The following is an 18297-nucleotide window of genomic DNA, read 5'->3' on the forward strand; positions in this document are numbered from 1 at the left end:
TGAGATGGTGGTGGAGCCGAAGACCGGATTCGAACCGGTGAACCTCTGTCGTACCAGGACAGCGCTCTGACCAGACTGAGCTACATCGGCAGACACACGCTGGGAGCGGAGGACTCGAACCCCCACAGCGAGGACCAAAACCTCGTGGCCTGCCATTAGCCGAGCTCCCATCGGCCTCGTGTCCTCACCCGGAGTCGAACCGGGACCCGCTGGGCTTCAACCAGCCGCGCTACCGCTTACGCCAAAAGGACAACGAACACTGCGTGGAGAAGCGGGGAATCGAACCCCGGGCCCCCGGCCTGCCGAGCCGGCGCTCTTCCAACTGAGCTACAACCCCATGTGTCGGGAGCCGGGGAATCGAACCCCGCGCTTCCTGGCCCCAAACCAGGTCCGGTCACCAAGCCGGTCGCTCCCGAAATTGCCATCCGCTGTGGAGTTTTCAATGTGGTGCCGTGTGCCCGCAGCGTGCTGGGGCCGTGCAAAGACGCGCAGGGGCGACAGGACTCGAACCTGCAGCCTTCGGTTTTGGAGACCGACGCTCAACCAGTTGAGCTACGCCCCTATGGGAAAAGAAAAACCGCCCGGTCCCTGTGCGGGGCGGGCGGTTGGAAGGCTTGGTGTTCTAGCCTTTCCACCGTCCCGCGGTGCGCATGGCCGGCATGCTGTGCGGGTGGGCCGCCGGGACCGCCGGGGCCATGGGCAGCGCAGCGGCAAACGCCGGCAGCTGCCGGGTTTGCGTGGCGGTCCAAGTCCTCATCGGGGGCTCCTGGGGATCGGGGGTGGTCGTTGCCTTGTGCATTCAACGATAAGTGCGTGGCGGGCAAAGGCCAAGCGAATTAATCAGCGCACATGGTGCAGGGCCTGATGGACGACGCCGCCGGCGGCGCGCAGGGCCTGGCGGGCCTGGTCGACGTCGGCCCGGGTGAGCAGGGTCAGCAGGGCCACCTTCGCCTCGTTGCCGGCGGCGGTGAGGGCGGTCTGGCACGTGTCGGCGGGCAGTCCGGTCGCCTGGACCAGCATGCGGACCTGGCGCACCCGCAGCTTGGCGTTGCTGGCGACCATGTCCGTCATGAGGTTGGAGTAGGTGCGGCCGAGGCGGATCATCACCGCGGTCGACAGGGCGTTGAGGACGAGCTTCTGCGCGGTGCCGGCCTTCATGCGGGTGGAGCCGGTGACGACCTCGGGGCCGGTGTCGACGGCGATGTGGATGTCGGCGTGCACGGCGATGGCGGCCATGGGGTTGGCGGAGAGCAGGACGGTGCGCGTGCCGCGGTCCCGGGCGGCCTGCAGCGCGCCGCCGACGAACGGGGTGCCGCCGCTGGCGGTGATGCCGAATGCGACGTCGCCGGCGGTGAGGACCTCGGCGGCGGTGGCGGCACCCGCCTCGGCGTCGTCCTCGGCCGCCTCGACGGCGTCGGTGAGCGCCCGGATGCCGCCGGCGAGGTGCGCGACCACGTGGCCGGGCTCGACCCCGTACGTGGGGCGTAGTTCGGTCGCGTCCAGGACCGCCATGCGTCCGGAGGTGCCGGCGCCGAAGTAGTGCAGGCGGTGGCCGGAGCGCAGGGCGTCGACACAGCGGTCGACGGCCTCGGCGAGGTCCGGCAGCACGGCGGCGACGGCGGTGGCGACGGTCGCGTCCTCGGCGTTGATCAGTTCGAGGATGCGCAGGGTCGGCAACCGGTCGATCTGGTGGGTCCGCGCGTTGCGTTCCTCCGTCGGGGCGATCGGGGGAGAGACGGTCACCAGGGTCCTCGTTCCGGTCGCACCCGCCGGCTGCGGACGGCCTCGCGGGTCTTTTCCACGGCCGCCTTGGTCTGCGCGTAGGTCTTCTGGGCGACGCCGACGAACACGCAGTCGACGACGGTGAGCTGGGCCAGCCGGCTGGCCATCGCGCCGGAGCGGAAGGTGGTCTCGCGGGCGGCGGTGGTGAGGGTCAGATCGGCGATGCGGGTCATCGGCGACTTGGGGAAGTTGGTGAGGGCGACGGTCGTGGCGCCGCGGCGGCCGGCCTCGGCGAAGGCCTCGATCGTGTCCATGGTGGTGCCGGTGTGCGAGATGCCGATGGCGACGTCGCGTTCGTCGAGCAGCGCCGCGCTGGTGAGGGCCAGGTGCAGGTCCGACCAGGCATACGCGACCAGGCCGACGCGGTGCAGCTTCATCTGGAAGTCGCGGGCGACGAACGCGCTGGCGCCGACGCCGTAGATGTCGACGCGGCGGGCCGCGGCGACGGCGTCGATCACCTGCTGGAGGATCGCGAGATCGAGCTGGGCGGCGGTGTCCTCGACGGCCCTGGCGTCGGCGAAGGCGATGGTCTTCACGACGGTGGCGAGGTCGTCGGTCTGGCTGATGTCGCTGCCGGGTGCCTCGCCGGCGCCGCCGTCGTCGAGCGCGCGCCCGGCCTCGGCCGCGAGTCTCAGCCGGAGCTCCGGGTAGCCGGAGAAGCCGATCGCCCGGCAGAACCTGATGACCGTCGTCTCGGACGTCTCGGCTCGTTTGGACAGCTCCGTGATCGTCAGCTGAGCGGCGGTGGCGGACTCGTCGGCGATGATCCGCCCGACGCGCTGCTCCGCCGGGGAGAGCGAGGGCAGCAGCCCCCGGATCTTCACCGCGGTGGACGTTGCGCCGCCTTCGGCCGGCTGCCGGCTCACCTTCATGTGGGAAAGTTTCCGTTCTCGGAACCTTTTCGTCAATGCAGTACGGTGTTCGGGTGCGTACACCCCTGGTCGTCGGTGTGGACGCGGGTGCGACGAGCACCCGCTGCCTGGTCAGCGCCATCGATGGGACGGTGCTGGGCCGCGGTCACGCGGCCGGGGCGAACCAGAACTCCAGCGGTGGCCGGCCCGCAGAGGCCCTCGCCGGTGCGTTGCGGATGGCCCTCGAGGGTCTCGATCCGGCCGCCGTGGAGCTGGGCGTGATCGGTGCGGCCGGTGCCGCGGCGGCGGGTGCGGCGGAGGCCCGGCAGGCTGCCGAGGAGGCGTGGCACGCCACCGGACTGGGCGGGGCGCTGCGCAGCGTCACCGATCTCGAGGTTGCGTTTTCCGCTGGTACGCCGCACCGATCCGGCCTGCTCCTGCTCGCCGGGACCGGTGCCGCGGCGGTCGCGTTCCGCGACGGCGTGCCGTTCGTGCGGTGCGACGGCTACGGCTGGCTGCTCGGTGACGAGGGCTCGGCCGTGTGGCAGGGCCGGGAGGCGTTGCGCGCGGTGCTGTGCGCCGTGGACGGCCGGGGGCCGGCGACGCTGCTCACCGGCCCGGTCTCCGCGGCCCTGGAGGTGGCCGCGCAGGATGACCCGGAAGGGCACGCCCAGGCGCTCGTGCGGGTCGCGTACCGCCGCCCGCCCGCCGCCCTCGGGCTGCTCGCGCCCCTGGTGGGTGCCGCCGCCGGCGCCGGTGACGAGGTGGCCCGCGGTATCACGGCGGCCGCTGCCGGGCACCTGCTGCACGCGCTCGACGTGGTCGCCCGCCGCGGCGGCCGGCCGGCCGGGTCGCCGGTGGTCCTGGCCGGATCGGTGCTGCTGAGCGCCGGTCCCGTCGCCGATCTGGTCCGCGCCGGCATCCAGGAACGGTTCGGGGCCGGCCCGGCCGAGGCGCGCGACGGTGCGGCCGGCGCCGCCGCCCTGGCCGTGGCCGCGCTCACCGGGTCACCGCTCGACCCCGCTGTGCACGCCCGGCTCACCGTCAGTAGGTAATGCTCCGGCAACGATTTCGTCAATATTTTACCGGGCGGCAAGGTTCGCCGCGGCCGCCTGAATACTTCGACATTGACATATATGGGCAGGTCGGCGAGCATGATCACGTCCCCCGGAGTGGTGTCGGCGGGCCCGTCGGCGCTGCCGGAACGCCAGTTGGCAGGAATCTTCCGACTCTTGAAACTTCCGTTGGAAACCTTCATTCTCGTCATCAGCGAGCGCCCCCTCGAACCCCCACGAAGGAGCACGACGGATGAACACGTTGACCCGCAGGGGCGTCCTGCAGACGGCGGCTGCCGCCGGGCTGCTGGCCACCACCCCGGCCGCGCTGAGCGCCTGCGCCACGGGCGGCGACGGGGACACCAAGACCGAGCAGGGTGACAAGACCAACGTCAACCCGCTCGGCGTCAAGGAGGACGCCCCGCTCGAGGTCGTCATCTTCAACGGTGGCTTCGGCGAGGACTACGCCAAGGCCCACGAGGCCATGTACAAGGAGAAGTACCCGAAGGCGGAGATCAAGCACTCCGCCACCGCGGAGATCAGCAAGACGCTGCAGCCGCGGTTCGTCGACGGCAGCCCACCCGACTTCGTCAACAACTCCGGCGCGGCGCAGATCGACTTCAACGGGCTCGTCTCGCAGAACGCGCTCACCGACCTCGCCCCGCTGCTCGACGCGCCGAGCCTCGACGTGCCGGGCAAGAAGGTCCGCGACACGCTGCTGCCCGGATCGCTGCTGCCGGGCACCTACAACGGCAAGGTGTTCTCGCTCAACTACGCGTACACCGCCTACGGCATCTGGTACGACGAGAAGCTCCTCACCGACAAGGGCTGGCAGTACCCGAAGACCTGGGACGAGATGATCGCCCTGTGCAAGACCATCAAGGCCGCCGGCCTCGCGCCGTGGACGTACCAGGGCAAGCACCCGCGCTACATGAGCTGGCCGATCCTGTCCGCCGCGGCGAAGATGGCCGGGCCGGAGATCCTGCTCGCCATCGACAACCTCGAGCCCAACGCGTGGAAGCACGAGGCCATCAAGACCGCCGCCGACGCGTACTCGCAGCTGGCCGTGGACGGCTTCATCCTGCCCGGCTCGGAAGGCCTGGACCACATCCAGTCGCAGACCGAGTGGTCGCAGGGCAAGGCCGTGTTCATCTCCTGCGGCTCCTGGCTGGAGAGCGAGCAGAAGAAGGTCACGCCGCCCGCGTTCAGGATGGCGATCGCGCCGACGCCGAGCCTGAGCAGCGGCGACAAGCTGCCGTTCGAGGCGCTGCGGGGCACCGCGGGTGAGCCGTACATCGTCCCGGCGAAGGCCAAGAACGCCATCGGCGGCATGGAACTGATGCGCATCATGCTGTCCAAGAAGGGCGCCTCGGACTTCACGAAGAAGACCTCGAGCCTGACCTGCGTCGCGGGTGCCGAGGAGGGCGTCGAGCTGCCGCCCGGCCTCACCAGCGTCACCAAGGCGCTGAAGGCGTCCGGCGACAAGGGCTTCAACTGGGTGTACAACTCCTTCTACCGCAAGCTGGAACGCAACCTCGTGGACGCGGCCTGCGGCGACCTGTTCACGAAGCGGATCAACGCGCAGCAGTTCGTGGACGCGTGCCAGAAGGGCGCCGACGAGATCGCCAAGGACACGTCGATCACGAAGTACAAGCGGAGCTGATCGATGCGGCACGGCCGGCGCCTGTTCGTCTTCACGTTCCTCGTACCGCCGCTGGCGCTGTACGCCGTGTTCGTCATCTCGCCGTACCTGCAGGCGTTCCAGATCTCGCTGACCAACTGGCGGGGCCTGTCGCCGACCTACGAGTACGTGGGGCCGGAGAACTTCACCCGGCTCCTGCAGGACCACTACGTGTGGAACGCGCTGAAGAACAACGCCATCATCCTCGTGGCACTGCCGATCATCACGATCGTGCTGGCGTTGTTCTTCGCGTCGATGCTCAGCGTCGGCGGCCGGTCCGGGAAGGCGGGCGTGCACGGGGTCCGCGGCGCCGCCTTCTACCGCGTCGTCTACTTCTTCCCCCAGGTGCTGTCGGTGGCGATCATCGGCGTGCTGTGGAAGGAGGTGTACGCCCCGCGCAGCGGCATCCTCAACGGCTTCCTCCGCGCGATCGGGCTGGACGGCCTGGCCAAGCCGTGGCTCGGCGACCCGGACCTGGCGTTCTGGTGCGTCCTGGCCGTCATGGTGTGGAGCAACGTCGGCTTCTACGTCGTGCTGTTCAACGCCGCCATGCAGTCGATCCCCAAGGAGATCTACGAGGCTGCGCTGCTGGACGGCGCCGAACGCGGCGAGATCCTGCGCAAGATCACGGTGCCGCTCGTCTGGGACACGATCCAGGTCGCCTGGGTGTACCTGGCGATCCTGGCCATCGACGCCTTCGCCATTGTGCAGATCATCACCGACGGCGGGCCCGGCAACAGTTCCGACGTCATCGGGCTGCGGCTGTACGGCAACGCCATGAATGATTCCAAGTTCGGCTACGCCTCCGCGATCGGGGTCGCGATGTTCTTCCTGACGTTGTCCATCGCGGTCGTGTCGCTACGCCTGAGCCGCCGCGACCGGGTCGAGCTGTGAAGCCCGGGATGGACCGCCGAGCGCCACGGGGGCGCTTCGGCATCGTCAACGCCTTCTCCCACACGTTCCTCGTCGGGTGGGCGGTGCTGACCACGTTCCCGCTCGTGTGGGCCGTGCTCAGCGCGTTCAAGTCCGACAACGAGATCCTCACCAGCGCGTGGAGCCTGCCGTCGAAGCTGCGCTTCGACAACTGGGTGCGCGCCTGGACCGAGGCGAACATCGGCCTGTACTTCCTCAACACCGCAGTGGTCGTCTCCGGCGCGCTGGTGCTCACCATGCTGCTCGGCGCGATGGCCGCCTACGTGCTGGCCCGGTACACCTTCAAGTTCAGCCGGGCGATCTACTTCCTGTTCGTCGGCGGCATGATGTTCCCGGTCTTCCTGGCGTTGGTCCCGCTGTTCTTCGTGGTGAAGAACCTCGGCCTGCTCTCCACCCACCTCGGCCTGATCCTGGTCTACACGGCGTACTCCCTGCCGTTCACCGTCTTCTTCCTCACCGCGTTCTTCCGGACGCTGCCGTCGGAGGTCGCCGAGGCGGCGATGGTGGACGGCTGCTCCCACTGGGGCCTGTTCTTCCGGATCATGCTGCCGATGGCCCGCCCCGGCCTGATCAGCGTCGGCATCTTCAACCTGCTCGGGCACTGGAACCAGTACGTGCTGCCGATCGTGCTCATGCAGGGCCAGGGCGCGGAGAAGAAGTGGGTCCTCACCCAGGGCCTCACCGCGCTCACCGTCAACCAGGGCTACGCCGGCGACTACAGCGCCCTGTTCGCCGGCATGGCGATCGCGATGCTGCCCGTGCTCATCCTGTACCTCGTCTTCCAGCGCCAGGTGCAGTCCGGCCTCACGGCGGGGCACCTCAAGTAGATTCGACGGCATGGATCGCGACGAGTTCGCCGCCCGGTTCGCGGCGTCGGCGGCTGCCGCACGGGCGGTCGCGCTGCCGATGGTGATCGAGCCGCTGCCGGAGCCGCTGCTGTTCCGGGTGCGGCTCAACCAGTCCTACGACGGCAACCCACCGGCGCCGGGGGAGCGGCGCTACCCGCAGGACGGCTCGATGGAGCGGGCGGTGGCGCTGCACCGGTGCGACGCGGAGACGGCGATCGCCGAGCTGTGGCGCGACGGTCACGTCCCCCAGTGGATCAACGTCGCGGTCGTCGGCGAGACCGGTGATGCGACGGTCGTCGAGCTGGTCTGCTGCGGTCGATTCGACCCGTCCCCGCAGGGCCCGGTGAAGCTGCCACCGTTCAACGTGGGCGGGCCGACGATGGGGTTCGGCCGCGACGAGGTCCCGTTCAACATCCACGCGGTCGCCGAGTGCTGGGACTCCGCCGACCTGCGCCGGCTGGCGATCATGCCGGACGTGGTGCGGTCGTTGACCCTGATGACCGGCGACCTCGACACCACCCTGCCGGCCCTGCCGAACCTGGAGATGCTCGAACACGGGATGTGGACGCTCGGGGACCTCTCCGTCTTCGCCCACTTCCCGAAGCTGTGGATCCTCCGGCTGCACGCGCCGGGCATCGTCCGGGTGGTCGGTGCCGTGCCCGCGTCCGTGCGGGGCCTGACGATCACGGCCGGCGAGCTCGGCGGGTCCGCGGCGCTGCCCGGCGAGCTGGACAGCCTGGACCTCCATCTCGCCCGCGGCACCGACCGGGACGTGGAGCGGCTCCTGGAGGGCGTTTCCGCACTGCGGTACCTCGACCTGAGCGGCACCCCCGTCACCGACGCGATCATCCCCGCGCTCGACCGGCTCGACCTGGCCGTGCTCGACCTGCGCCGCACGGCGGTGAGCGACGAGGCCCTGGCCCGCTTCCGCGAGGAGCGTCCCGGCGTCCGCCTGCACCCCTACGTCCCGCCGCCGGGCTACGTGCCGCCGCCGTCCGGCTACGAGAACGTCCAGCTCCGGTTGGCCGACTTTTCGTAGGTCGGGTCCCCGCCCGGACGGGCCGCACCCCTACGATCACCGGATGACCTCGGATGCCCAGACCGTGCCGTCCCCGGTCGCCGACGTGGTCCGTCGCCGGCTCGCCCGGCCCGCACCCGCCACGCCGGGGTTCTGGCTGGCGGCGATCCTGGTCACGGGGATCGGTCTGCTGTTGCGGATGGTGAATCTGTCCCATCCGAAGGAGACGATCTTCGACGAGGTCTACTACGCGAACGAGGCGTGGGACCTGTTGCAGCACGGGGTCGAGTGGAACCCGGAGGACAGCACTCCGCAGTACGTGGTGCATCCGCCGCTGGGCAAGTGGATGATCGGGCTCGGCGAGCAGATCTTCGGGTACAACTCGTTTGGGTGGCGCATCGCGGCGGTCACGGTCGGGGTGGTGTCGATCCTGCTGATCGTCCTCGCCGCGCGGAAGCTGTTCCGCTCGACGCTGCTGGCGGCGACGGCGGGGCTGCTGATGTCGCTGGACGGCATGCACTTCGTGCTGTCGCGGGCGGCGCTGCTGGACATCTTCCTGATGTTCTGGATCGTGGTCGCGTTCTACTTCCTGGTGCTGGACCGCGAACACCGCCGCGCCCAGTGGCTCCGCGTGCTGGAGACCGGCGGCGACCCCGACCACCCCCGGCTCGGCATCCCCTGGTACCGGCTGGCCTGCGCGGTCTCCCTCGGCCTCGCCGCCGGGGTCAAGTGGAGCGCGCTGTGGTACATCCTGCTCTTCGCCGCCCTGACCGTCGTCTTCGAGGCCAGCGCCCGCCGCACCGCCGGCGCCCGCCACCCCGTCCACACCGCGATCACGAGTGACGGCCGGTGGGTGCTCGTCTTCGGCGCCCTGATCCTCGTGACCTACCTCGCCACCTGGACCGGCTGGTTCGCCTCCGACGACGGCTACTTCCGCCACTGGTACGCGCAGACCAACGGCCTCCCGCACGACCGGCTGATCGACCCGCTGGTCAACCTGTGGCACTACCACCAGGAGGCGTACGGCTTCCACACCCAGCTCGACGAGAAGCACCCCTACCAGTCGTGGCCGTGGATGTGGCTGCTGCTCGGCCGCCCCGTCAGCATGTACGTCAACACCGACGGCCCCTGCGACGCGACCAGCTGCGTCTCGCAGATCCTGATGCTCGGCACCCCGGTCCTGTGGTGGTCGTTCCTCCCGGCGCTGGTCGCCCTGGGCTGGCTCGCGATCGCCCGCCGCGACGGGCGCGCCTGGCTCATCATGGCGTGCGCCCTCGCCGGCATCCTCCCGTGGTTCCAGTCCATGCCGTCGCACCGCACGATGTTCGCCTTCTACGCGCTGCCCGCCGAACCGTTCCTGGTCCTCGCCGTCGTGTACGTCCTCGGCGCCATCATCGGCCCGCCCCGCCACGTCGACCCGACCAGCGACCGCCGGCTGATCGGGGCGATCGTCGCGGGGACGTATGTGTCGCTGGTCGCGGTGTGTTTTGCCTACTTCTACCCGATCTATGCCGCGGTGGACATCACGAACGCTGAGTGGCTGTCGAGGATGTGGCTGGGCTCTCGCTGGATGTAGCCGGCTGTGGTTGCGGCTCGCTGTCTCTTGTCGGCCAGACCTTCAAATATTCGCCCAGAGTTGCGGGGACTTGATGGCTCCGCAACGTTGGGCGAATATTTGAAGGTCATGCTGACCAGAACCGCGAACCGCAACCAGCGACATGACACGGCCCGCGCTTGACCGACGGAAGCGTGGTGGCCGCCCAGGCGAGTCCAGGCGACCATCCGGACGGTGATCAGGCGGCCGTGCCCGTGGCGTCCGGGGCGCCGAGCACCTCCATCAGCCCGAGCAGGTTCAGCACCCGCCGCACTCCCGGGCTGGGGTTCACGATCCACAGGTCGCTGTTGTTGGACCGGGCGTGGGCCCGGGCGCCGACCAGCTTGCCGATGCCCGTCGAGTCGATGAACGACACCAGGCTCAGGTCGACCTCGACCCCTGTGGCGCGGACGTCGTCGATGGCGCGGTGCAGGACGGTGCGCAGCTGGGCCACGTTTTCCAGGGTGACCTCGCCGGCCACCCTGACTCTGATGGCCTGGTTCGGCATGGGGTCGACCGTGATGTGCAACTCCGGGAACACCGCGAAACGATCGCCCTGGTTCATTTGGCTCACCTTCTCAATATCCGAGCCGGTCTCACGATACGGGTTGCGCGGCCGTCCCGCATCAATCGAGGGATCGAACCCGATCAGGCGACGCCGGTGGGGCGGAACTGCACGCTGACGCGAGGGCCCACAGGGCGGGCGGTCTTGGGGATGGAGTGCTCCCAGGTGCGCTGGCAGGAGCCGCCCATGACGACGAGGTCGCCATGGCCGAGCGGGAAGCGGATGCTGTCGCCGCCGCCGCGGGGGCGCAGCAGCAGCGTGCGCGGGGAGCCGAACGAGACGATCGCGACCATCGTGTCGAAGCGGGCGCCGCGGCCGATGGTGTCGCCGTGCCAGGCGACGCTGTCGCGGCCGTCGCGGTAGAGGCACATGCCGGCGGTGACGAAGGGCTCGCCGAGCTCCTCGACGTAGTGCCGGGTCAGGTCGCGGCGGGCCTCGGTGAGCAGCGGGTGTGGCAGCTCGTCGCGTTCACCGTACCAACGCAGGAGGCGGGGGACGTCGACGACGCCGTCATACATCTTGCGGCGCTCGGCGCGCCAGTCCACCTCTTCCAGCAGCACGGAGAGGATCGTGTCGGAGCCGAGGACCCAGCCGGGCAGGTGGTCGACCCAGGCGCCGCGGCTGAGCTGGTGGCGCACCATTCCGCCGGTGAGCGGCCCCACGGCGGGCATGACCGTGTCCAGCATCGACGGCTGGTACGCGAGCTCCATCATGCGATCAAGTTTACACTCCATTTCGAACAAACGTACGAGCAACACACCGAACCGTCGAACCCGTATCGTATGGGTCACCATGAGTAGCAGGAAAATCGATCGCACCTACGAACCCGACGGCACGGCGGTGCGGGTCACCGGATATGCGCAGGCCAAGGAGGTGCTGCGCAGCACCGGCACGGTTCAGGCGGGCCTCGGCGTGGAGACGGTCGAGAAGCTGCCACCGAGCATCCGCCGCCCGGTGTTGTACCGCGACGGCGAGGAGCACCGGGAGCATCGCCGGCAGACGGCCCGGTACTTCACGCCGAGACGGGTCGACGAGCATTACCGCGAGCTGATGGAGCGGGTCGCCGACGAGCAGCTCGCGCACCTGCGGTCCGAGCCGGCGGTGGACCTCGCCAAGCTCAGCTTCCGGATGGCGATCGAGGTCGTGTCCGCGGTGATCGGCCTGACGGAGAGCCGGCCGGGCCTGGACAAGCGCCTCGACAGGTTCTTTCCGGAGAAGTTCGGCAAGCCGGGGTTCACGAGCCTCCACGGCATCTACTGGGTGTTCAAGCAGAACTTCCAGTTTCTCGGCATCTACCTCGCCGACGTGCGTCCCGCGGTCAAGGTCAGGCGCCGGCAGCGACGCGACGACCTCATCTCGCACCTGATCGACGAAGGTTGCCGCGACGGGGAGATCCTGGGGGAGTGCCTGACGTTCGCCGCGGCCGGCATGGTGACGACCCGCGAATTCGTCAACGTCGTGGCCTGGCATCTGTTCACCGACGACGCACTTCGCCAGCGGTACACCGGCGGCGACGAGACCACGAGGGTGGCGCTGCTGCACGACCTGCTCCGGCTGGAGCCCGTGGTCGGCAACCTCAAGCGGCGCACGACCGCGGCGATCCCGGCCGGCGAAGCGGTGATCCCGAAGGACGCGCTAGTGGACGTCGATGTCAGCACCGCCAACCTGGAGCGCGCCGACGAAGGGCCGGGGCTGGCGTTCGGCGACGGGCCGCACAAGTGCCCGGGCGCCTACGTGGCGATCCAGGAGGCCGACATCTTCCTCAGCAAGCTGTTCGCGATCGAGGGTCTGCGCATGGTCAAACCACCGCGGGTCGCGATGAAACCGGATATTTCCAGCTACGAGCTGCGGGACTTCATCATCAGCGTGCGGCCGCCAGCGTAGGCGCGGGCGCGAGGGACACCGCGGTCGGATCCTCGATCATGCGCTCGACCACGACACCGGCGCCGCCGCGCGCGGCCGCGGTGAAGCCCAGATGCGACGCGACGAAGTGGCAGCGGGCGGCGGTGCTGGCGACCGCCAGGCGGGCCAGGTTCGCCTGCGCCGAGGGGATCAGGTGGTCGGCGAGCTCGGCGAAGTAGCCGCCGAGCACGATCACCCGCGGGTTGAACAGGTTGACCAGGATCGCGCCGCCGTGGCCGAGCCAGCGGCCGACCTCGGCGACCGCCGCGGCCACCGCCTTGTCGCCGCGGCCGAGCCGGCGCAGCACCTCCGCGACCCGCTCCTCTGGGTCGGGGATCGGGCCCTGCTCCAGGCCGTAGGCGGCATCCGGAGTGGCCCGGCGGACCAGTTCGGCGAGGCCGACCTTGGTCTCCCAGCAGCCGACCCGGCCGCAGCCGCACAGGTCGCCGCCCGGGTCGAGCGGCAGGTGCCCGACCTCGCCGGAGAAGCCGTCGGCGCCGCGCAGGAGGCGGCCGTTGACGATCACCCCGCCGCCCACGCCGACCTCGCCGGTCAGGTAGACGAGGTCGTCGGTGCCGGCGGCGACCCCCCAGGTGTACTCGGCCAGGGCGGCCAGGTTGGCGTCGTTGTCCACGCCGATCCACAGGTCGGGGTCGAGGCCGTGGGCGAGGCGGGTGGCGACGGGGACGTCGCGCCAGCCGAGGTTGGGCGCGAGCACGACCACGCCGCGGGCCACGTCGACGAGGCCCGGCACGGCGACGGTCAGCCCGACCGGGGTCACGCCGCGGCGGACCAGCTCGGCGAGGGACCGCTGGGCGGCCTGGGTGAGGTCGTCGAGGCAGCGCTCGACGTCGCGGCCCTTGGCGTCGAAGCTGACCCGCTTCTCGATGACCGTGCGGCCGGTGAGGTCGCTGCCGTGCACGGCGAGGTAGTCGACGTTGATCTCGATGCCGACCGCGCCGACGTCTGGGGACAGCGCGATGCCGCGGCCGGGACGCCCGGCCGCGCCGGAGTGCTCGGTGCCGATCTCGCGGACCAGGCGCCGGCTGAGCAGCTCGTCGACGAGGCTCGACACCGTCGCCTTGTGCAGGCCGGTCGCGGCGGCGATCGCGGCCCGGGAGCGGGGCCCGTTGGTGCGGATGTGCCGCAGGGTCCGGCTCAGGTTGGCCCGGCGCAGGGCGAGCTGGTCCGTGGGCTCGTCGACGGAACCGGCGCCGGCCCTCTCCTTGCTCACCATCTGAAGCGCACCATCGGGAGACTCCTGTCGGGCGACCATCGAAGATCGGGCGACTGTCGACGATCGCGGCGGCCGTCGACGATCGGGCGATCATCGGGCATCGGCGACCTTCGACGCAGCCCATTCGTCTGTCAGTCCGACGAATCAACCACGAAACATCCCAGCAACACCAGCCCCCCGGGCAACGAATCCAGAACGTTTCGAAACTCATTTCAACACCCGTGTCGAGGTGCCCACGATCCAACGCAAGAACCCCACGTGATGCCACAGAACCCCTCGCTGCCGAATCCAGTGACAGCCGTTGACTTCTTGGTAGCAAGTCTGCAACATTTGGGCCAACGCTATGCAAGATTCCAACAAGCCGACGGCAGACTCTCGCCACTCTCCGCAACTCACGCTGTGACCTCACCGCCAACGGGTCACGCGTGCCGCACCGCACCGCCACTGCACGAGGGATCCCGACCGCCAACCCCGCGGTCCCTCGCGGAGCCGCCAACTCCCGCACCGCACACCCCGTCCCCTGGAACAAAAGGATCGCGATGAGTAAGAGGCACGTGACGCGAAGGGTGCTCTCGGCGTTCGCCGTGGCAGCCCTGGTCGCGGTTACGGCTCAGATTCTGCCGGCGGAAGCCGCCGGTGGACCCAACCTCGCCAGCGGCCGACCCGCCACGTCGAGCAGCACCAACGGCGCCAACGGCATCGGCAACATCAACGACGGCAACCAGGCCACCTACTGGGAGAGCGCCAACAACGCCTTCCCGCAGTGGGCGCAGATCGACCTGGGCAGCGCCAAGAACATCGACCAGGTCAAGCTGAAGCTGCCCAACGACACCGCCTGGGCGACGCGGCAGCAGACCCTGTCGGTGACGGGGAGCACGGACGGCAGCTCGTTCAGCACGATCGCCGGGTCGCTCGGGTACAGCTTCAACCCGGCCCAGCAGAACACCGTCACCATCGACTTCACCGCGGTCAACACCCGGTACGTGCGGCTGAACTTCACCGCCAACACCGGCTGGCCCGCCGCGCAGATCTCCGAGTTCGAGATCTACGGCGTCGCGTCGTCGAGCACCAACCTGGCCGCCGGCAAGACGTTCTCCTCCAGCAGCACCAACGCCTCGTACACCGCCGCGAACGCCGGCGACGGCAACCAGGCCTCCTACTGGGAGAGCAGCGGCGCGCTGCCGCAGTGGGTCCAGGTCGACCTCGGCTCGGCCGTGCCGGTCAGCTCGGTCGTGCTGAAGCTGCCCACCAACTGGGGCACCCGCAGCCAGACGCTGACCCTGCAGGGCAGCACCACCGGCAGCTCGTTCACCAACATCCTGGGCTCCGCGCAGTACGAGTTCAACCAGGGCACCGGCAACACGGTGACCATCCCGTTCACCCAGCTGACCACCCGCTACATCCGGGTGAGCATCTCGGCCAACACGGGCTGGGCCGCCGCGCAGCTGTCCGAGCTCGAGGTCTACGGCCCGTCCAGCGGTGACACCCAGGCGCCGACCGCGCCGGGCAACCTCGCGCTGACCCAGCCGGCCAGCGGCCAGATCAAGCTGACCTGGAACGCGTCGACCGACAACAGCGGCAGCATCGCCGGCTACGACGTCTACGCCAACGGTGCGCTGCGCACCAGCGTCGCGGGCACCGTGCTCACCTACACCGACTCGCAGCCCGACACGGCGACCGTGCAGTACTTCGTGAAGGCCCGCGACGCGGCCGGCAACCAGTCGCCGAGCAGCAACACGGTCACCCGCACCGGCACCACGCCGGACACGCAGGCACCGACCGCCCCGTCGAACCTGGCCTACACCCAGCCGGCCAGCGGCCAGATCAAGCTGACCTGGTCCGCGTCGACCGACAACAGCGGCAGCATCGCCCGCTACGACATCTACGCCAACGGCTCCTACCGGGCGAACGTGGCCGGCACGCTGCTGACGTACACCGACAACCAGCCCGACACGGCCACCGTGTCCTACGAGGTGAAGGCCGTTGACGCCGCCGGCAACAACTCGGCGGCGAGCAACACCGTCACCCGCACCGGCACCGGCAACCCGCCGGTCGGCACCAACCTCTCGGTGAACAAGCCGGTCACGGCCAACGGCTCGGTCTTCACGTTCATCCCGGCCAACGCCGTCGACAACAGCGTCACCACCTACTGGGAGGGCGCGGGCGGCTTCCCGGCCACCCTGACCTCCAACCTGGGTGCGAACGCCGACATCAGCAAGATCACGCTGAAGCTCGACCCCAGCACCGCGTGGGGGGCCCGGACCCAGAACATCGAGGTCCTCGGCCGTGAGCAGAGCGCGTCCGGCCTCACCAGCCTGGTGCCGGCCCGGGACTACCGCTTCGACCCGGCCACCGGCAACAGCGTCGACATCACGCTGACCGCCCGCGTCGCGGACGTCCAGTTGAAGATCAACTCCAACACGGGCGCGCCGTCCGGCCAGATCGCCGAGTTCCAGGTCTTCGGTGTCGCGGCGCCGAACCCGGACCTGGTCGTCACCGGCATCTCCAGCTCGCCGGCGAACCCGATCGAGACCGACGCGCTCAGCCTCACCGCCGTGGTGAAGAACCAGGGCACCGCGGGCTCGGCGGCGACGAACGTCAAGTTCTACTTCGGCACCACGCTCGTCGGCACGGCCAACGTCGGCGCACTCGCCGCCGGCGCGACCGCCAACGTGACCGCCAGCATCGGCGCCCGCGACGCGGGCTCCTACACGCCGATCGCGAAGGTCGACGAGAGCAACACGGTCGTCGAGCAGGACGACGCGAACAACACCTTCACCGGCTCCGCGTTCACCGTCGCGCCGGTGCAGACGTCCGACCTGATCGCCTCGCCGTCGGGCTGGTCGCCGAGCAACCCGTCGGCCGGCAACACCGTCACCTTCACCGTCGCCATCAAGAACCAGGGCACGCAGGCCTCGGCCGGCGGCGCCCACGGCATCACGGTGACCCTGAAGGACGCCACCAGCGGCGCGACCGTCAAGACGCTGACCGGCTCCTACACCGGCGTGATCAACGCCGGCGCCACCAGCACCCCGGTCAACCTGGGCACCTGGACGGCGGCCAACGGCAAGTACACGGTGACCACGGTGATCGCCGCGGACACCAACGAGCTGTCGGTCAAGCAGGCGAACAACACCTCCACGACCTCGTTCTTCGTCGGCCGCGGCGCGAACATGCCGTACGACATGTACGAGGCCGAGGACGGCACCGTCGGCGGCGGCGCGCAGGTCGTCGGCCCGAACCGGACCGTCGGCGACATCGCCGGTGAGGCCTCCGGCCGCAAGGCCGTCAACCTGAACAGCACCGGCAACTACGTCCAGTGGACCACCAAGGCGCAGACCAACACCCTCGTCGTGCGGTTCTCGATCCCGGACAACACCACCACCACGCTCAACATCTACGTCAACGGCACGTTCCTCAAGAACATCCCGCTGACGTCGAAGTACGCGTGGCTGTACGGCAACGAGACGGCGCCGCAGAACTCCGGCACCGGCCCGCGCCACATCTACGACGAGGCCAACGTGCTGCTCGGCACCACGGTCGCGGCCGGCGCCACGATCAAGCTGCAGAAGGACGCCGCCAACACGGGTCCGATCGCGGTCGACTTCATCAACCTCGAGCAGGCCACGGTCATCCCGAACCCGGACCCGACGAAGTACATCGTCCCGGCCGGCTTCACCCACCAGGACGTGCAGAACGCCCTGGACCAGGCCCGCCAGAGCAGCACCGCGCTCGGTGTCTACCTGCCGACCGGTGACTACCAGACGGCCAGCAAGTTCCAGGTCTACGGCAAGGCGATCAAGGTCATCGGCGCCGGCCCGTGGTTCACCCGGTTCTACGCACCGTCCACGCAGGACAACACCGACGTCGGCTTCCGGGCCGAGGCGGCCGCGGGCGGCTCCACGTTCTCCGGCTTCGCCTACTTCGGTAACTACATCATCCGTAACGACGGCCCCGGCAAGGTCTTCGACTTCGCCAACGTCGCCAACATCACGATCGACAACATCTGGACCGAGCACATGGTCTGCATGTACTGGGGTGCCAACACGGACTTCATGACGATCAAGAACTCGCGGATCCGGGACACCTTCGCCGACGGCATCAACATGACCAACGGCAGCACCAACAACCTGGTGACCAACAACGACGCCCGTTCGACCGGTGACGACGCCTTCGCGCTGTTCTCGGCGATCGACGCCGGTGGCTCCGACGAGAAGGACAACGTCTACGAGAACCTGTCCACGACCCTGACCTGGCGTGCCGCCGGGCTCGCGGTCTACGGCGGATACGCGAACACGTTCCGGAACATCTACATCGCCGACACCCTGGTCTACAGCGGCATCACCATCAGCTCGCTCGACTTCGGTTACCCGATGAACGGTTTCGGGGCCAGCCCGCCCACCCAGTTCTCGAACATCTCGGTCGTCCGCTCCGGTGGCCACTTCTGGGGCAACCAGGTGTTCGGCGCGATCTGGGTGTTCTCGGCATCCAAGGTGTTCCAGGGCATCCGGGTCAACGATGTGGACATCATCGACCCGACCTACTCCGGCATCATGTTCCAGACGAACTACGTCGGCAGCTCCCCGCAGAATCCGATCACGGACACCATCTTCACGAACGTGAGCATCTCCGGCGCCCAGCGCTCCGGTGACGCATACGACGCGAAGTCCGGCTACGCGATCTGGGCCAACGAGCTCCCCGAGGCGGGCCAGGGCCCGGCGCGAGGCGCGGTCACGTTCAACCACCTGACGCTGACGAACAACTACATCGACGTCAGGAACCTGAACCCGACCCTGCTCGTCATCACGATCAACCCGTAACACCGTTCAAC

The 18297-nt window shown here is 69.1% G+C and carries 13 protein-coding genes and 5 tRNA genes; 8 read left to right on the forward strand and 10 right to left on the reverse strand.

Features of this window, described 5'->3' with window-relative positions; translation table 11 throughout:
- Positions 1-11: 11 nt before the first annotated feature.
- From ACFPIJ_RS36770 to ACFPIJ_RS36800, 7 genes are all read right to left on the reverse strand, one after another.
- Positions 12-90: transfer RNA gene (locus tag ACFPIJ_RS36770), tRNA-Thr, on the reverse strand.
- A gap of 9 nt (positions 91-99) precedes the next feature.
- A tRNA-Gln gene (locus ACFPIJ_RS36775) sits at positions 100-170 on the reverse strand.
- Between the two features lie 9 nt (positions 171-179).
- Positions 180-251 (reverse strand) — tRNA-Phe (locus ACFPIJ_RS36780).
- A gap of 13 nt (positions 252-264) precedes the next feature.
- A tRNA-Ala gene (locus tag ACFPIJ_RS36785) sits at positions 265-337 on the reverse strand.
- 152 nt (positions 338-489) lie between these two features.
- Positions 490-562, reverse strand: a tRNA-Trp gene (locus ACFPIJ_RS36790).
- Positions 563-840: 278 nt separating this feature from the next.
- Positions 841-1743, reverse strand: coding sequence for an N-acetylmuramic acid 6-phosphate etherase (gene murQ / locus ACFPIJ_RS36795; protein WP_380122319.1), 903 nt, complete (start codon positions 1741-1743; stop codon positions 841-843).
- Positions 1740-2654, reverse strand: a complete 915-nt coding sequence (locus ACFPIJ_RS36800; protein ID WP_203844424.1) for a MurR/RpiR family transcriptional regulator — start codon at positions 2652-2654, stop codon at positions 1740-1742. Before ACFPIJ_RS36800 ends, murQ begins: the two co-directional genes overlap by 4 nt.
- 53 nt (positions 2655-2707) lie before the next feature.
- On the opposite strand from ACFPIJ_RS36800, the gene ACFPIJ_RS36805 reads away from it, so the two are divergent.
- The 6 genes from ACFPIJ_RS36805 (at position 2708) to ACFPIJ_RS36830 (ending at position 9744) form a co-directional block, all read left to right on the forward strand.
- The gene (locus ACFPIJ_RS36805) at positions 2708-3688 is read left to right on the forward strand and encodes an N-acetylglucosamine kinase (RefSeq protein WP_380122321.1); all 981 of its coding nucleotides are present in this window, start codon (positions 2708-2710) and stop codon (positions 3686-3688) included.
- A 253-nt stretch (positions 3689-3941) separates the two neighbouring features.
- Complete coding sequence (ngcE, locus tag ACFPIJ_RS36810; RefSeq protein ID WP_380122323.1) at positions 3942-5351, forward strand: N-acetylglucosamine/diacetylchitobiose ABC transporter substrate-binding protein; 1410 nt, start codon at positions 3942-3944, stop codon at positions 5349-5351.
- 3 nt (positions 5352-5354) lie between these two features.
- Positions 5355-6263 carry a carbohydrate ABC transporter permease gene (locus tag ACFPIJ_RS36815; RefSeq protein ID WP_380122325.1) on the forward strand — a complete coding sequence of 303 codons (909 nt, stop codon included), beginning with the start codon at positions 5355-5357 and terminating at the stop codon, positions 6261-6263.
- Positions 6264-6271: 8 nt separating this feature from the next.
- On the forward strand, positions 6272-7129 hold the full coding sequence (locus ACFPIJ_RS36820) for a carbohydrate ABC transporter permease (protein WP_380122327.1): 858 nt from the start codon (positions 6272-6274) through the stop codon (positions 7127-7129).
- A gap of 10 nt (positions 7130-7139) precedes the next feature.
- Positions 7140-8189, forward strand: coding sequence for a leucine-rich repeat domain-containing protein (locus ACFPIJ_RS36825; RefSeq protein WP_380122329.1), 1050 nt, complete (start codon positions 7140-7142; stop codon positions 8187-8189).
- A gap of 43 nt (positions 8190-8232) precedes the next feature.
- Complete coding sequence (locus ACFPIJ_RS36830) at positions 8233-9744, forward strand: dolichyl-phosphate-mannose--protein mannosyltransferase (RefSeq protein ID WP_380122331.1); 1512 nt, start codon at positions 8233-8235, stop codon at positions 9742-9744.
- A gap of 217 nt (positions 9745-9961) precedes the next feature.
- Here the strand turns inward: ACFPIJ_RS36830 and ACFPIJ_RS36835 are convergent, their stop codons facing one another.
- Both ACFPIJ_RS36835 and ACFPIJ_RS36840 read right to left on the reverse strand, forming a co-directional pair.
- The gene (locus tag ACFPIJ_RS36835; RefSeq protein WP_380122333.1) at positions 9962-10327 is read right to left on the reverse strand and encodes an STAS domain-containing protein; all 366 of its coding nucleotides are present in this window, start codon (positions 10325-10327) and stop codon (positions 9962-9964) included.
- 83 nt (positions 10328-10410) lie between these two features.
- Complete coding sequence (locus tag ACFPIJ_RS36840) at positions 10411-11037, reverse strand: alpha-ketoglutarate-dependent dioxygenase AlkB (protein ID WP_380122367.1); 627 nt, start codon at positions 11035-11037, stop codon at positions 10411-10413.
- Between the two features lie 82 nt (positions 11038-11119).
- Here ACFPIJ_RS36840 and ACFPIJ_RS36845 point away from each other — a divergent pair, with 82 nt between their 5' ends.
- Positions 11120-12211, forward strand: coding sequence for a cytochrome P450 (locus ACFPIJ_RS36845; RefSeq protein WP_380122335.1), 1092 nt, complete (start codon positions 11120-11122; stop codon positions 12209-12211).
- Here ACFPIJ_RS36845 and ACFPIJ_RS36850 read toward each other — a convergent pair.
- A complete protein-coding gene (locus ACFPIJ_RS36850) occupies positions 12189-13466 on the reverse strand; it encodes an ROK family protein (RefSeq protein WP_380122337.1) in 1278 nt (425 codons plus the stop codon). The two genes, ACFPIJ_RS36845 and ACFPIJ_RS36850, sit on opposite strands and share 23 nt — an antisense overlap.
- A 539-nt stretch (positions 13467-14005) precedes the next feature.
- Between ACFPIJ_RS36850 and ACFPIJ_RS36855 the strand changes: the two genes are divergently transcribed.
- Positions 14006-18286 (forward strand): galactose-binding domain-containing protein, encoded by a 4281-nt coding sequence (locus tag ACFPIJ_RS36855; RefSeq protein ID WP_380122338.1) that lies wholly within the window; start codon positions 14006-14008, stop codon positions 18284-18286.
- Positions 18287-18297: the final 11 nt, after the last annotated feature.

This window comes from Dactylosporangium cerinum (assembly GCF_042653625.1).
GTDB classification, from domain to species: domain Bacteria; phylum Actinomycetota; class Actinomycetes; order Mycobacteriales; family Micromonosporaceae; genus Dactylosporangium; species Dactylosporangium cerinum.